This is a genomic window from Paenibacillus oryzae (genome assembly GCF_001675045.1).
Lineage (GTDB): Bacteria > Bacillota > Bacilli > Paenibacillales > Paenibacillaceae > Pristimantibacillus > Pristimantibacillus oryzae.
Map to the genome: position 1 here is coordinate 1 of NZ_LYPA01000028.1, position 15993 is coordinate 15993.

11 protein-coding genes are annotated in these 15993 nt (G+C 51.0%); all 11 read left to right on the top strand.

The window, feature by feature from the left end:
- Window positions 1-183 precede the first annotated feature (183 nt).
- Window positions 184-4713, top strand: coding sequence for a DEAD/DEAH box helicase (locus A7K91_RS02860; RefSeq protein ID WP_068679483.1), 4530 nt, complete (start codon window positions 184-186; stop codon window positions 4711-4713).
- A gap of 217 nt (window positions 4714-4930) precedes the next feature.
- Entirely contained in the window at window positions 4931-5371 is a 441-nt protein-coding gene (locus A7K91_RS02865; RefSeq protein WP_169833366.1) for a MarR family winged helix-turn-helix transcriptional regulator, read from the top strand.
- 71 nt (window positions 5372-5442) lie between these two features.
- Window positions 5443-7032: an MDR family MFS transporter gene (locus tag A7K91_RS02870; RefSeq protein ID WP_068679487.1), complete on the top strand. Its 1590-nt coding sequence runs from the start codon at window positions 5443-5445 to the stop codon at window positions 7030-7032.
- A gap of 192 nt (window positions 7033-7224) precedes the next feature.
- Window positions 7225-8781, top strand: a complete 1557-nt coding sequence (locus tag A7K91_RS02875) for an ABC-F family ATP-binding cassette domain-containing protein (protein WP_068679489.1) — start codon at window positions 7225-7227, stop codon at window positions 8779-8781.
- A 242-nt stretch (window positions 8782-9023) separates the two neighbouring features.
- Window positions 9024-9743, top strand: a complete 720-nt coding sequence (locus A7K91_RS02880; RefSeq protein ID WP_068679491.1) for a YebC/PmpR family DNA-binding transcriptional regulator — start codon at window positions 9024-9026, stop codon at window positions 9741-9743.
- Window positions 9744-9849: 106 nt separating this feature from the next.
- Window positions 9850-11037, top strand: coding sequence for an MFS transporter (locus A7K91_RS02885; RefSeq protein ID WP_068679493.1), 1188 nt, complete (start codon window positions 9850-9852; stop codon window positions 11035-11037).
- A gap of 180 nt (window positions 11038-11217) precedes the next feature.
- Entirely contained in the window at window positions 11218-12255 is a 1038-nt protein-coding gene (locus A7K91_RS02890; protein ID WP_068679495.1) for an HD-GYP domain-containing protein, read from the top strand.
- Between the two features lie 28 nt (window positions 12256-12283).
- Window positions 12284-13324 (top strand): NADH:flavin oxidoreductase, encoded by a 1041-nt coding sequence (locus tag A7K91_RS02895; RefSeq protein WP_068679496.1) that lies wholly within the window; start codon window positions 12284-12286, stop codon window positions 13322-13324.
- A 77-nt stretch (window positions 13325-13401) separates the two neighbouring features.
- Window positions 13402-13818, top strand: coding sequence for an organic hydroperoxide resistance protein (locus A7K91_RS02900; protein ID WP_068679498.1), 417 nt, complete (start codon window positions 13402-13404; stop codon window positions 13816-13818).
- A 33-nt stretch (window positions 13819-13851) separates the two neighbouring features.
- The gene (locus A7K91_RS02905) at window positions 13852-14976 is read left to right on the top strand and encodes an NAD(P)/FAD-dependent oxidoreductase (protein WP_068679634.1); all 1125 of its coding nucleotides are present in this window, start codon (window positions 13852-13854) and stop codon (window positions 14974-14976) included.
- Between the two features lie 211 nt (window positions 14977-15187).
- Window positions 15188-15991, top strand: coding sequence for a sugar phosphate isomerase/epimerase family protein (locus A7K91_RS02910; protein ID WP_169833367.1), 804 nt, complete (start codon window positions 15188-15190; stop codon window positions 15989-15991).
- Window positions 15992-15993 lie beyond the last annotated feature (2 nt).

The window sequence follows — 15993 nt, forward strand, 5'->3', positions numbered from 1 at the left end:
AGGGGTTTTCAGGATTTTTGAGTACATTTGCATGACACCTATGAAACTTCCATCAATTGGGACGAACTGCATAAGTCATGTGAAGAGTTATCGACATCCTGTATACTAGCAGCAGGAGTATAACGCAAGGTTCTGTCAAGCACATAAGTCAAATGACAAAAGCCAAGTTCGGGAGTTGAACAGATGTCTACATCCGTCATAAAGCAATTTCATCCACTTTTGCAGGCTTGGTTCAGCCAAAGCTTTGGGCAGCCAACCGATGTCCAGCGGCAGTCATGGGAGGCGATTGCCGCCGGGAAGCATACCTTGATTGCGGCTCCAACAGGCTCAGGAAAAACACTGGCTGCCTTACTGCCTTGCGTCCATGCGAGCTTGAGTAAAGCTGAACGCCATGGCAGCTCGCGCCAAGGAGTGGAGACGCTCTATATTACTCCGCTAAAAGCGTTGAATAACGATATTCAGCATCATGTTATTGGGTTTGGCGAGCAGTTGGCGGCTGCGGCGGAAAAGCTGGATTTGCCTTGGCCTGGCTATCGCAGCGCTGTTCGTACTGGAGACACCACCCCCGCACAGCGCAGAGCTATGCTTAAAAATCCGCCTCAGCTATTGATCACAACGCCGGAATCCCTTTTTATTTTGCTGACATCGGATCAGGGCAGGGGCATATTACGGTTTGTAAAGCAGGTAATTATTGATGAAATTCATGACCTGGCTGGAGACAAACGCGGCTCCCATCTCTCGCTTTCACTGGAGCGGCTGGCTGCATTAACGGGAAGACGCATTCAGCGGATTGGCGTATCCGCAACCCAGAAGCCGTTGTCGGCGGTGGCAGCCTTTTTGGGCGGATGGATGGACCCCGAAAGCGCGGAAGCGGCTGGCATAAATAAAGAAATTCATAAAGGAATACTGAACGGCGAGGAAACAGCCCGTTCCCATAGCCTCGGCTTTATTCCCCGACCGGTACATATAGTAGAAAGCGCAATGGACAAAAGGCTGGATGTTATCCTTTGCATGCCGCAGCTGGCAGGGATTCAAACCTCGCGGGAGGCGGTATGGGGCCCCCTGTTAAAAACAATGTTCAGCCTGATGGAGGGACGGCGCTCCGTTCTTGTTTTCGTGAACAGCCGCAGGTTATGTGAAAGACTGGTGCTGCGCATTAATGATTTTGCTGGCATGGATATGGCAAGATCGCATCATGGCAGCATGTCGAAGGAGCTGCGGCTGGAGGCTGAGGCCCGGCTCAAAAGCGGTGATTTACGCTGCCTGGTCGCAACCTCGTCGCTGGAGCTGGGCATTGACGTGGGTCATATCGACCTGGTCATACAGATTGATTCCCCGCTAAGCGCCGCTTCCGGCATTCAGCGGATCGGGCGTGCGGGCCATGCCGTAGGCGACATCTCCACGGGCGTCATTGTAACCCGGTACAGAGGCGCGCTGCCGGAAGCGGCTGTGCTGGGCAAATGCATCGCAGAGAGGGATATTGATCCCATCGTTATTCCCCAGCGGCCTATTGACGTATTGTCCCAGCAGACTATCGCCATTGCAGGCTCCGCCGAGTCGCCGATGAACGTGGCTGACTTGCACCGCCTGGTTGCAGGCAGCGACAGCTACAGGGAGCTTGACCGCGTTATGCTGGAGGAGATGCTGAATGTGCTGGCGGGCTTTTACCCCTTCTCCAGGCCCATTCTGGATTGGAACCGCGAGAGCGGAGAAATTACAAAGCGGGGAAATACGGCCATTGCCGCACTTCGAGGCGCGGGAACGATTCCCCAAAGCTCGCAATATCCGGTCCATCACATAGACAGCCGCACCCACCTTGGAGAGCTGGACGAGGAATTTGTGCTGGAAAGCCGGGTCGGGGATGTTTTTCTTCTCGGCACAAATTCGTGGATGATCAGACAAATAGATAAGGATCGCGTTTATGTATCCGAAAGCGCAAACAGCTTTAGCGAAATTCCGTTTTGGCGCAATGAGGGGCCGGGGCGCTCTTTTCGTCTGGGAAAGCAAATTGGTTTATTTATGGAGACTCTCTCCGGCTTGCTGCGCCTTGATTCCAGCCCCGACAGGGAGCGCGGAGCGCATTGGAGCCAGCTTGCGGAGTTGTCCAAGCTTGTCCCGGACGAGGCTGCGCGGAACGAAACGAATGACTTCCTGCGCGGACAATACGGTATGGACGACGGATCAGCAACTGAATTGATGTCCTATGTCGCATCGCAGCATGCCGTAAGCGAGCTGCCGACGGCCAAAAGGATTGTGGTGGAGCATTACCGCGATATGATGAATCAGACGCATGTAGTGGTGCTGAACCATTTTGGCAGGCGAATTAACCGGACATGGCTGCTGGCGCTGCAGCGGCAGTTTGAGCTGTTGCTTCCCTATACGTTATACGGAAACGCCAAGGATAACGGAATTGAATTCGTGCTGCCGGAATGGGATGTTTCCTGGCTGCGCGTTTTTCGGGAGGTCATGCCCGGCAATGTCGAGCAGCTGCTGATGGACGGGATGACGGGATCACCTCTGCTTGCGATTGCTTTCCGGAGAATTGCGGAAACCGGACTGCTTCTTGCTCGCAGCTTTACCCGCACGCCGATGTGGCAGATGCGCCTGCGCAGCGAAGAGCTGCTACGCGAATCCCTTCCCTATGCCGACAAATTCCCGTTTCTTGCGGAGGCTATGAGGGAGTGTCTGCACGACTACCTGGATATTGACGGACTCAGGGAGGTGCTTGCTTCCATCCAGGACGGAAGCATGACGCTGGTTATTCGTGAAACGGCGTACCCTTCGCCGATGGCAACCCAATTTTTAGCCGATTACGTCAATATGAAGGTCTATGAAGGGGACGGTCTGAACCTGGAGACTCAAGCAAGCTTGCTGGCTATCAGCCGGGAGCTCGCGAGCACATTATTTGGACCGGATGCGGTGAAGGGGGTGTTGACCTGGGGCGCTATTCAAGAGGAAAAACACCGCCTCCAAAACCCTGCTTATGTCCCGGGCAGCGCAGTCGGACTTCTGGAGCTGCTCAAGCAGCGCGGCGAGAGCAGCGTGGAGGAGCTAAGCATCATTGCCGGCCCTCAAACGCCAGAGTGGGTAACGGAGCTTAGCCGCCAGGGAGCAATTGCGTCCATGACTTCAAGCAAGGGCATCCAGCGGTGGTATTGCGCGGAGGAAAGAGATATGTACGAGTCGCTTGCAGAAAAGCCGGAAGCCGCAGCTTTTGTGCTCAACCGTTACGTGGATGGTATCCTATCCTTTTCGCCAGACGCTTTGGCGGAGCGTTTCCCCGTTTTAACACCTGAACAGGCGGAGCAATGGATACAGCATTCAAGCAAGCACGGCCGTATCGTGCCAACGCCGTTTCAAACGGATGGGGACGAGGAAAGCTGGAGCAGCAGCAGAATAGTGGAGCGTCTGGTCAAAAACTCGCTGCGCGAGGCGAGAAGCCAGATTCAGCCCGTAAACCCGTGGCGCTGGTGCGGCATGCTGGCCGAACGTCAGCTTGTTGGACAAGGCGCCGTTGCGGGAAACAGTCAAAGCATAGTGGAGACTTTGCGTAAGCTGCAGGGCTTGTACATGCCCGTATCTCATTGGGAATCGCTTATTTTCCCCGCACGCATTCCTAATTACCGGAAGGAAGAGCTGGACATGTTATGCTCTGCGGGGGAGCTAATCTGGCTTGGCGGTAAGGGGGAGGGACGCAAGGAAGGGAAGGTTGCTTTTTTTCTGAGCGATCAAGCCGGCTTGTATACTCCTATTGTCGAGCGCGCAAGCCGGAGCGAGTCCTCTCACCCCGAGCTGCTGGAGCTGTTGAAAACCGGCGGAGCCGCCTTTCTTACCGGATTAAGCCGCAATTATGGCAAACCGCCTAGCGAAACGTTGAGCGATTTGCTGGAGCTTGTATGGGAGGGCCATGCGTCAAATGACCAGTTTGCTCCGCTTCGGGTTCGTAAAGGGAAAAGCGGCGATTTTGCCCAAGGCGGCTCCGGCTTTGGACGTTGGTATTGGACGGGAAGTCTGGCTGCGCCAGCCCCTGGTCATATGCCTCAGACAACAGAAGTCGGCGCTCCTGGAGCCCAGCGTGCCAAGGAGCTTGCAGAATCCGCCTTAGGCTGGCTGCATCAGCTGCTGGAAGGGTATGGAATCATTACGAAGGAGCTTGTTCATGCCGTTTCGCCCTTTAGCTGGGACGATATGCTGCCGCTTCTTGGGAAGCTGGAGGAGTGGGGGACGGTAGTTCGGGGGCGTTTCATCGAGGGGCAGTCCGGCATGCAGTTTGCGCCCCCAGGCGTTGCCTCGCGGCTGGACGAAACTGAACAAGCCGTCGGGGATTTAACCGTCTTGTCGGCTTTGGACCCCGCCAACCCGTTTGGCCTAATGATGGATTGGCCAGACACTCCCGGCATTGCCTGCGCCAGAAAAACGGGAAGTTATCTAGTCGTTGGCGGCGGGAAATGGCGCTTTTGGATCGAAAACAATGGCAAACGTATCTATAACATGGATGTGAATCATGCTATAGGCAAGGATGATACCCGGCAATTACGCAAGGTATTCAATACCATTCTTCATACGCAGCGCTTGACCAAAATCGTCATCGAAAAGTGGAATAACAAGGCTGTGGCGGAAACCGAAGCAGCAGACATGCTGCAAGCCATTGGCGCTGAAAGGGATGGCAAATCCTTTGTGCTCTGGATGAGCCGTCTGCAAGGCAAAGCTTAATGATTGCACAACCTTCAACCATACCGGTAACAAATCACACCTATAATCATAACGCCGATTCCAGCCCCAAAAGGCACTGTGGAAACGGCGTTTTGTTAATTTATGGGTCAATTGTGAACGATGGAGACACTGTCTTGACAATAATTCATTTAGTGATTAATATTTATAAAAGTTAATAGTTTAGTTCTAAAATAAATTCGGAGGGGCGGTGAATGAAGTGGATTCTGTACCCAGCCGTTTTTTCAGATCTATTGTTTTGCTGCATCGGGGCCTAAAATCGGAAGCGGTAAAGCGATTAGACTCCGAAATAACGGGAGCTCAATTATTTCTGCTGCATGTAATTGCCGACCGCCAAAGATGCAAGCTGACCGATTTGGCGGATTTGCTCAACGTAAAGCCTAGCGCGGTAACGGTTATGATTGACCGCATGGTGAGATGCGGATATGTCCTTCGCATCCGTGATAACCAGGATCGCCGCGTCATTATGGCAGAGCTGACCGATAACGGATATGCGGCATTAACCGAGGCCAGAAACATTCAACAGGAGATTACAGAGCACTATCTGGGCATACTGGAGCCGAAGGAAAGGGAAACGGTGACGAGCTTGCTTGAAAAACTGACGGCTCCGTTCCATAAATCAGAGGAAGAGCCAAGATAGTTAATGGCATAAAATAATGCTGTTTATTGCCTCATCTAGAACGCTTTTTTACAGAAAGAAGGAGAGAAATAATGGAAGATTTATCGCCAAAACGAAAAATGACGATTATGTTCGCTATTATAGCGGCTATGTTTTTTTCCGCAATCAACCAAACGATTGTCAGCACGGCAATGCCGCGCATTATCGCCGTTTTGAACGGCATGGAGCACTATAGCTGGGTCATTACGATTTATATGCTGACCTCGACGCTGTCAACCGTGCTGGTCGGTAAGCTGTCCGATATTTATGGAAGGAAGCCGTTTATTTTAAGCGGTATTGTTATTTTTATGGCAGGGGCCTTTTTGACTGGTCTGTCCAAAACCATTTTTGACATGATTCTATATCGCGGCATTCAAGGCGTTGGCGCAGGCATTATTATGGCAACCGTCTTTTCTGCGGTGGGCGACTTGTTTCCGCCAAGGGAACGTGCCAAATGGACCGGCGTGATGATGGCTGTGTTTGGCTTCTCCAGTGTTATCGGGCCGGCGCTCGGCGGCTGGCTGGTGGACCATTTTGCGTGGAAGTGGCTGTTCTGGATCTTCCTGCCGCTTGGTTTTGTTGCTTTTTTTATGATTTTGTTCCTTTTTCCAAAAACGGAGAAGAAGCCGGCGGAAAGCATCGATTATGCGGGCTCATTGCTGCTTAGCATTGCGATTATTGCGCTGCTGCTCGGCTTTACATGGGCCGGATCAAAATACGACTGGGGTTCATTCCAGATTCTCGGCCTGTTTGCGACAAGCTTGATTTTCACCTTGTTCTTTATCCTTGTTGAACAGAAGGCAAAAAGCCCCGTGCTTCCGCTGTCGCTGTTCCGAAACGATATTATTACGGTATCCAATGTGATCGGCTTCCTGATGAATGCCGGCATGATGGGCGCTTTGATTTATTTGCCGTTTTTTGTGCAGGGCGTGGAGGGCATTTCGCCAACCTATTCCGGCTATGTTACAATGCCGATGTCTATCTCCATGGTCATTATGAGCTCCGTTATTGGCCGTTACATTACCAAGACGGGGAAATACAAGCGTTATGCGCTTGCCGGACTGCCGATTATGGTTGGCGGCATGCTTATTATGGCTTATATGAATAGCGTCTGGCTTGCTGTCGTGGCTATGATTGTGTTTGGGGTGGGACTTGGAATCGGCATGCCGATTTTTTCGCTCACCGTACAAAATGCGGCTCGCCCCGAAGAGCTTGGCGTCGCAACTGCTTCTTCGCAGCTGTTCCGTAACCTTGGCGGCACGATCGGCATTGCAGTGATGGGCACAATCATGCAATCCAGCCTGCTCAAAAATATGAAGGAGGCGGCAGCTTCGGAAAACGGCTTTGACTTCGGGTCGCTGGATCCGGATCTGGCTTCCAAGCTCGCGGAATTCCAGCATCCCGAGATGCTGCTTGACCAGCCCAAGCTCCAGGAGCTTCAAAGCACGCTGCCAAGCGATATCCAGCCCTTGATCGCTAAAATGATCGATACGCTGCGCGAAGCGTTAAGCTCGTCCTTAACAGTTGTGTTCCTATGGGGAACCGCCTTGATTGCGGTCGCTCTTCTGCTTACGTTTTTCCTGCGGGAAATTCCGCTTCGCACCTCCAACCGGATGCCGGATAACGAAGCACAGGCCTCGTAATTTAAACTGCTGGTGACGCAAGCGTAGAGCTGCCTTCACCGAAACAGATCATTAAGAGCTATATCCATAACCCGCAGGAGACCTTCCCTAAATAGGGAGGGTCCCTTTGTCTTTACATTTTCGATGTTGAGTTAACCCTCCGTTTCCGATTATAATAGTCAAGTATCAAGTCTAACGGAAAAGGTGTCATAAATGAGCATATTAAATGTAGAACGTTTAAGCCACGGTTTTGGCGACCGGGCTATCTTTAACGATGTGTCCTTTCGATTACTGAAAGGGGAGCATATCGGACTGATCGGAGCCAACGGCGAAGGAAAGTCCACCTTCATGAATATTATTACCGGCAAGCTTCAGCCCGATGACGGCAAGGTCGAATGGTCCAAGCGCATGCGCGTCGGCTATCTGGATCAGCATGCGGTATTGACGAAGGGCATGACCATTCGCGACGTGCTGAAGGGCGCATTTCAATACCTGCTGGATATGGAGCAGGAAATGAACGATATGTATGGCCGGATGGGCGACGTTTCCCCTGAGGAGCTTGAGCAGCTGCTGGAGGATGTGGGCACCATACAGGACACGCTCACCAATCAGGATTTTTATATGATCGACGCTAAGGTGGATGAGACAGCAAGAGGTCTCGGCCTGACGGATATCGGCCTTGACAAAGATGTCAACGATCTGAGCGGCGGTCAGCGGACCAAGGTTTTGCTTGCCAAGCTGCTGCTGGAGAAACCCGACATTTTGCTGCTTGACGAGCCTACCAACTACCTGGACGAGGTCCATATTGAATGGCTTAAACGATACCTCCAGGCTTATGAAAATGCGTTTATTCTGATTTCCCACGATATCCCGTTCCTGAACAGCGTAATCAACCTGATCTATCATATGGAAAATCAGGAGCTGAACCGCTATGTAGGCGACTACGATCATTTCATTGAGGTTTACGAAATGAAGAAGCAGCAGCTGGAATCCGCCTACAAGCGCCAGCAGCAGGAAATCGCCGACCTAAAGGATTTTGTTGCACGCAACAAAGCAAGCGTCGCTACGCGCAATATGGCGATGTCGAGGCAGAAAAAGCTGGACAAAATGGAAGTCATCGAGCTGGCCAAGGAAAAGCCGAAGCCGCAGTTTAACTTCAAGGAAGGGCGGACCGCGGGCCGCGCCATCTTTGAAGCAAGGCAGCTTGTGATCGGTTATTCGGAGCCGCTGTCGCGCAGTCTGGACCTTCGGATGGAGCGCGGGCAAAAAATCGCTCTGGTTGGCGCCAACGGCATCGGCAAAACGACGCTTTTGCGCAGCATTCTAGGTGAAATAAAGCCGGTTTCCGGCGAGGTGGAGCTTGGCGACAATTTGCAAATCGGCTACTTTGAGCAAGAAGCCAAGGAAGCCAATTACAACACCTGCATCGAGGAAATCTGGAACGAGTTTCCTTCCCTCAATCAATTCGAGGTGCGCGCCGCTTTGGCAAAATGCGGCTTAACGACCAAGCATATTGAAAGTAAAATCACCGTGTTGAGCGGTGGCGAAAAAGCGAAGGTTCGCCTTTGCAAACTGATTAACCGCGAAACGAACCTGCTGGTGCTTGACGAGCCGACGAACCATCTCGACGTCGATGCCAAAGAAGAGCTGAAGCGGGCGCTCAAAGCCTATAAAGGCAGTATATTGCTTATTTCCCACGAGCCTGATTTTTACCGCGATGTCGTTAATGATATCTGGAACTGCGAATCGTGGACAACTAAAGTATTTTAGAGCTTAGCTTGACCAAAAAACCGTAAACTCCTTCTTGCCTCCGCAATGAAGGGGCTTGCGGTTTTTTGGCGTCACGGCCCAGCCGCCATTCCAACGAGGTTAAAAAAGGGCAGGAAGCGTTAGCTTGTCAATTAACCGTCAAAAAGTTTTCATTTTCATCACCTTTGAATGATGCTTGTCCGCAGCACTGGAATATAGGTATAATAGCTAAGGACAAGATTATTTTAGAAAGTGGGAGCAGTATGGGGCGCAAATGGAATAACATTAAGGAAAAAAAAGCATCCAAGGATGCCAATACAAGCAGAGTTTACGCAAAATTCGGCGTTGAAATTTATGTGGCAGCCAAAAAAGGCGAACCCGATCCCGAATCAAACCGCGCATTAAAGGTTGTGCTGGAACGGGCCAAAACCTATAACGTGCCCAAAGCCATTATCGACCGTGCGCTGGACAAGGCAAAGGGCAGTGCGGATGAAAACTATCACGAGCTGCGCTACGAGGGCTTTGGGCCAAATGGCTCCATGGTCATTGTGGACACGCTAACCAATAACGTCAACCGTACCGCGCCTGCCGTGCGCTCCGCCTTTAACAAGCATGGCGGCAGCATGGGCGTTAGCGGCTCGGTTGCTTATATGTTTGACTCAACAGCCGTTTTTGGCGTTACCGGCAAGTCGCTCGACGAAGTAATGGAGCTGATGCTTGAAGCGGATGTAGATGTTCGGGACATTCTGGAGGAGGATGAAGCCGTCATCGTTTATGCGGAGCCTGACCAATTCCATGCCGTGCAGGAGGCTTTCAAAAGCGCCGGCATTACGGAATTTACCGTCGCGGAGCTGACCATGCTGGCGCAAAACGATATCGAGCTGCAGCCCGATGCCCAGCTTCAATTTGAAAAGCTGATTGACGCGCTGGAGGATTTGGAGGATGTGCAGCAGGTTTACCATAATGTTGAGCTATCCGAATAAAAAAATAAATCGGCCCTGAGTCAGGGCCGATTGCTTGTAAAGGGGACGCTGCAGGCTATTGCAGCGTTCTCTTCCTATTATTGGAGTTTAAAGGAGAGCAGCTTCATTGTTTCGTGACAGCAATGCTTCATATTCCCCTTCTTTTCGCTATAAGCTCGTTCTGCTGTTAGCTGTTGTTATCGTTGCAGGCATGAGCCAAGGTCTGCTTCTGCCCTTATTATCCATATTGCTGGAGGATGCCGGGATTCCCGCTGATCAAAACGGTTTGAATTCGGTAGCGATGTATATCGGCGTATTTGGCATGATGTTTTTTGTGGAAAAACCGGTCAGAGCGTGGGGCTATAAAAGAGTCATTATTGCCGGTATCGCTTTGGTTGCATGCTCCGTCTTGTTGTTTCCTTTTACCCAATCGCTGGCCGTATGGTTTGTCCTGAGGCTGCTCGTTGGCGTTGGAGACAGCGCCTTGCATTATGCGACCCAGCTCTGGATTGTAAGCTCCAGCCCGGCGCAGAAACGCGGCAGATACATTTCGCTCTATGGCATGGCATATGGCCTTGGCTTCAGTATTGGCCCGCTGGGCATTAATCTGCTCCAGGCCGGAAGGCATGTTCCGTTTCTCGTTTCCGGGTTTATTTTCCTGAGCGTCATGCTTCTGGCCTTGAAGCTTCCTCATGAAAACCCGGAAATGCCCAAGCGGGGAGAGGCGGGCCGCAAACGATATTGGACGATTTATCGCCTGGCATGGTTTGCGCTGATCCCTGCGATTTTGTTTGGCTTGATGGAATCGTCTATGAACAGTACATTCCCGCTTTACGGATTACGAACGGGGCTGGATCAGCATTGGATTTCGCTGCTGCTGCTTGCCTTTGGCATAGGCAGTCTGATTCTGCAGCTGCCTCTAGGCATACTGAGCGACAAGACAGGGCGGAAACCGGTGCTTATGCTTTGCGGGATTACAGGCGCCGTCTCGTTTTTGGCGATTCCGTTCGCCGGAGACGCCATCGGGGTTCTTATGCTGCTGTTTATTGTCGCCGGCGGAGCGGTAGGTTCCTTTTTTTCGCTGGGGCTAGCTTATGCCGCAGATATTTTGCCCAAGGATATCCTGCCGGCAGCGAATGTGGCAGGTTCCATTCATTTTAGCATCGGCAGTATACTGGGACCTCTGCTTGGAGGATACGGCCTGTCCTACTTATCGGATAACAGCCTTTTTTTGCTGCTTGGATCGGCATTTCTCCTCTTTTCGTTGCTAGGCCTCGCCTTCCGTCCAAAAATCCGTTCCGGCCCGATCGCATAAATGTATTGCATCAAAGTCTTAGGCACCCTATGATGGAAGTGATCAAGAAAAATGTGGGGAGAATAGCAAGATGGTTCCTATTTACGGCTGATACATAATATGGATACAACCGATCAGGAGGCCTGTCATAATGAGTACAATCTTGCTCGCTGAGGATAATAGAATGAACCACAATAAGCAATGATAACGACCAATCACTTTAGCCAGGCAAAAATTCTCATCGCTTGCGGGCAGGATTATAATGACGCGCTGCTTGAGCGCATTTTGTCCCGTGCCGGATATACCCGAATACACTATACGACTCATGATTCAGATTTGGAATGGATGTTAAGTGAAGTTGAACCCGACATCGTGCTTGTACATATGCACAAACGAGAAATGGACTCTCTCCAGGCGCTGGCCTTGATTCGGGAGCATACGGGCGACAATGCCTTTTTGCCAGTGTTAATGCTTATGGAGGAGCCTTCACCGACATTAAGACAGCATGGGCTGCAAGCCGGGGTTAATGATTTTTTGATTAAGCCATACGATCGGATGGAGGTTGTTCTGCGCATTAACAATTTGTTAAAGACCCGATCCTATCATATACAGCTTAAGCTCCAGAACAGCAGTTTGGAGGAGAGGGTTCGCGAGAGAACCGAGGATCTGAAGAAGGCCAAACGGGAAACGTTGAAGCTTCTGGGCAGAATAGGGGAATACCGTGATGATATGACAGGCAGCCATACTCAGCGTGTAGGGAAGCTCGCGAGAAGGCTTGCGGAAAAAATCGGCTTATCCCATGATCATGCCGATATGATTGCAATCGCAGCCCCGCTGCACGACATTGGCAAAATCGGTATTGCCGATACGATATTATTAAAGCCCGGACGCTTTGAAGCTCATGAGTTTGAACAAATGAAGGAGCATACGGTGATTGGCGCAAGAATGCTTGAGGGCAGCTCGTTTACCGTGCTGAAGCTTGCGCAAATTATCGCCAGAAGCCATCATGAGAAATGGGATGGGAGCGGTTATCCGGAAGGTCTTTCGGGAAAACAAATACCAATCGAAGCAAGAATTGTGGCATTGGCTGATTTTTATGACGCCTTAACGCATGAACGCCCTTATAAAAAAGCGTGGAGCACTGAAGAAACGCTTGTGGAAATTCTCAGGCAGCGCGGCAAGCATTTTGACCCGGATGTTGTAGATGCGTTTATTATAATGATGACAGAGGAAACATAATTTATCGAACAACGCGGAGGGATTACCAATGGAAGCAGCAAAATCTGCCCAAGCTTTATTTACGCCGTTCCAAGCCGGAAGCCTGGAGCTGGCAAACCGTATCGTTATGGCGCCGATGACCCGCCAATTTTCGCCGGAAGGCGTTCCGGGTGAAAATGTGGCCCTTTATTACAAGCGCCGTGCGGAAAACGGCGTAGGTTTGATTGTAACGGAAGGTACAGTCATTGAGCATGCTGATGCCTCCAATCAAGGAAATGTGCCTCATATATACGGCGAGGCCGCGCTGAAGGGCTGGGCGCAGGTGGTCAAAGCCGTGCATGAGGCAGGCGGCAAAATTATTCCGCAAATTTGGCATATGGGAGCTAAAGGCCAAGTCAATGACTATTCGGCAGCCGAAATTGCAGAGATTGTTGCTTCCTTTGCCCGCTCAGCGGCGGCAGCCAAAGAAATTGGCTTCGACGGTATAGAAATTCATGGAGCGCATGGTTATTTGATCGACCAGTTTTTCTGGGAAAAAACGAATACCCGCACCGATCAATACGGCGGTGATTATTTGGCGCGAACCACTTTTGCCGTTGAAATCATTAAGGCCTGCCGCCATGCAGTAGGTCCGGACTTCCCGATTGTGTTTCGCTTCTCGCAATGGAAATCCAGTGATTATAACGCAAAGCTGGCCAAAACGCCGGAGGAGCTGGAACAATTTCTGAAGCGGCTTAGCGACGCAGGCGTCGATCTGTTCCATTGCTCCACACGCCGTTTCTGGGAGCCTGAATTTGAAGGCTCTGATCTCAATTTGGCTGGCTGGACAAAAAAGCTATCCGGAAAGCCGGTCATTACCGTTGGTTCGGTTGGATTGGATAGCGACTTTATGTCGATGTTTAAGGAAGGAAAAGGTAGCAGCGTTCAAGCAATCGACGGCCTGGTGCAGCGCTTGGAGAACGGAGAATTCGATCTGGTAGCAATTGGCCGCGCGCTTCTGGGCGATCCGGCATGGGCAAGCAAGGTGCGCGATGGCCGTACCGACGAATTATTGCCTTTTACGCCGGAGCTGCTGGGCACTTTAACCTAATAAATCTCGGCGTCATGCATATTTCAAGATGCGCTAAACCATCCTTTACTTGAATGAACCAAGAAGGGATGATCAACATGAGCGTATTGTATACAGCGTCGGCAACAGTAACAGGAGGCAGGGAAGGACAAGTCCAAACCCCTGACAGTGTACTAGACCTGCAATTGTCTATGCCCAAGGAGCTTGGAGGAAGGGGCGGCAATGGCACCAACCCGGAGCAATTGTTTGCTGCGGGTTATGCCTCCTGCTTTGATAGCGCTCTTCAACTCGTCATCGGCAGGAAAAAGTTGCGTGATGTGACGGCTACAAAGGTAACAGCGCATGTATCTTTGCTGAAGGACGAAGCGGACAATGGCTACAAGCTTGGCGTTAAGCTGCAAGTCACCATCGATGGAGTCGGACAAGAGGAAGCCAGTGAACTGGTTGCTGCGGCCCATGCCGTTTGCCCCTATTCCAAAGCGACAAGGGGCAATATTGACGTAGAAACAAACTAATAAGTATTGAATTGCTGGAGAGAGAGGACCCGGATAGTGAAGTGCATCGTAATCGGAGCCGGTATTATGGGGGCATCAACTGCTTATCATCTTGCCAAAATGGGTGCAGAGGTTACATTGGTTGACCGCAAGGATAAAGGTCAAGCAACGGATGCGGCCGCAGGCATTATATGCCCATGGGTATCGCAAAGGCGGAACAAAGCCTGGTATCGGCTGGCATCGGCGGGGGCGCGCTTTTATCCCCAGCTGATCAATGAGCTGGAAAAAGCCGGTGAAACAGAGACCGGGTATGCCCGTGTAGGCGCATTGCTGCTTCATGATGATGAAGACAAGCTGAACAAGCTGGAGGAAAGAGCGGGAATACGCAAAGCGGACGCTCCCGAAATTGGTCAAATTACGCTTCTCGACTCTTTGGCGACAAAGCGTCATTTTCCGCTGCTGGCAGACGGTTATCCTTCCGTTTTTATTGGGGGAGCCGCCCGCGTTGACGGGCAAGCGCTGAGAAATGCGCTGGTTTCAGCCGCACGGAAACATGGCGCTGCGATTCTAAACGGAGACGCGGCATTGTCCTTCAAGGCCAATCGCGTCAATGGCGTAGTGGTTGAAGAGCGGGAATATGTTGCAGATGCAATCATTGTTTGTGCGGGAATATGGGCTAGAGAGCTTTTGGGGAAGGCTGGCATAAGCTTTCAAGTGGCAAGTCAAAAAGCGCAAATCCTGCACCTTCAGACGCAAGAGGGTCATCCAACAGAACGGTGGCCCGTCGTTATGCCGCCTTCCGACCAATATTTGCTGGCCTTTGACCGTCAAAGATTAGTCATTGGAGCAACGCACGAAAACGAAGGTTTGCTTGCTCGCGAGGCAACTGCAACAGCAGGGGGCTTGCAAGAGGTATTAAACAAAGGGCTGCTGGTAGCCCCGGGACTGGCTGATTCAGAAATTTTGGAAACCAGAGTAGGCTTCCGTCCCTTTACGCCGGGTTTTCTGCCGGTTGCGGGTAAATGTCCGGGCTGGGATGGATTGTTTGCTGCCAATGGCTTAGGCTCCTCTGGGCTGACGGTTGGCCCTTTTCTCGGAGAACAAATGGCGAAGCTAGTATTGGGGAAGCCAGTGGAGATTGATTTTAACGATTATGACCCCGGCATGGCCATCCATTAACCGCATATATAGCAGGCTTAAAATAATTTGCTCGAAAAAAGCAAAATACTGCTTGATATTTACATTTCATCGTATTATCCTAGTTCATAACAGCGATGACTTGCAATGGAAGCAATCAATCCAGCGGATTCCATCGGAATCCGCTTTTTACGTTTATGATCACTTATCATTAATTTATTCATTAATTTATGAGGAAGGGAAGTTTTGCATCATGCAACTGGGCATCATCGCTCCGCCCGAAGAGATCAGCTTTATTCAAGCTCAAAAGCGGAAGCTGCGCTTTTTAGAGTTTTGCGTTAATGAAGGAGACGATGTAAACGCTTTTTGCGATCGGGTCCGAGAGCTTGAGGCCTGGAAGGACCAATACGGTATCCAGGTAGGATCAATTGGACGATGGAAATCTATAAGGATTGACCGGAATGGCAATGTCCTGGAAGAAGAGGTACAGCGCTGCTTCAAGCTGATTGACGCGGCTGCCGAGCTGCAATGTCCCAGCTTTGTTGCGGGCTGCAATTATGTGGATGAGCTATCCTTGTTCGACAATTGCGCGGCGGCTATCGCTTTTTTCAGCAAGCTGATTGCTTATGCAAGTCCCAAAAATGTCAAAATCTCAACGTACAATTGCCGAAAAATCAATTTTGTTCATTCGCCCGATATCTGGCGGATCATTCATGGCCATTTGCCTCAGCTAGGCATCAAATACGATCCGTCGCATGCCGTGTTTTTTGGCGGAGATTATTTGCAGGAAACGCTGGAGTGGGGACATCGGTTTTACCATGTTCATCTTAAGGGCTCGCTGTTAATTAATGGCGTTAAGGTTGATGAGCCGCCGGCGGGGCTGGATCAAACGGACTGGCCTTCATTTTTGGCTACGCTCAGGGCGGCTGGTTATGATGCAGGCCTGAGCATCGAACCGCGAAAGTCGGCGCTGTCGGACCATTTAGCGGATAGGGGCGTTGATTTTTCGGCATCGTATTTCAGAAAACTGCTGCTTGAGTCTCTTGAAGAGGAATAAGC

Bases quoted from the DNA above. Each gene is read 5' to 3' on its own strand.
- A7K91_RS02875 (WP_068679489.1), top strand. From the start codon at position 7,225: ATGAGCATATTAAATGTAGAACGTTTAAGCCACGGTTTTGGCGACCGG.
- A7K91_RS02890 (WP_068679495.1), top strand. From the start codon at position 11,218: ATGATAACGACCAATCACTTTAGCCAGGCAAAAATTCTCATCGCTTGC.
- A7K91_RS02860 (WP_068679483.1), top strand. From the start codon at position 184: ATGTCTACATCCGTCATAAAGCAATTTCATCCACTTTTGCAGGCTTGG.
- A7K91_RS02870 (WP_068679487.1), top strand. From the start codon at position 5,443: ATGGAAGATTTATCGCCAAAACGAAAAATGACGATTATGTTCGCTATT.
- A7K91_RS02910 (WP_169833367.1), top strand. From the start codon at position 15,188: ATGCAACTGGGCATCATCGCTCCGCCCGAAGAGATCAGCTTTATTCAA.
- A7K91_RS02880 (WP_068679491.1), top strand. From the start codon at position 9,024: ATGGGGCGCAAATGGAATAACATTAAGGAAAAAAAAGCATCCAAGGAT.
- A7K91_RS02895 (WP_068679496.1), top strand. From the start codon at position 12,284: ATGGAAGCAGCAAAATCTGCCCAAGCTTTATTTACGCCGTTCCAAGCC.
- A7K91_RS02900 (WP_068679498.1), top strand. From the start codon at position 13,402: ATGAGCGTATTGTATACAGCGTCGGCAACAGTAACAGGAGGCAGGGAA.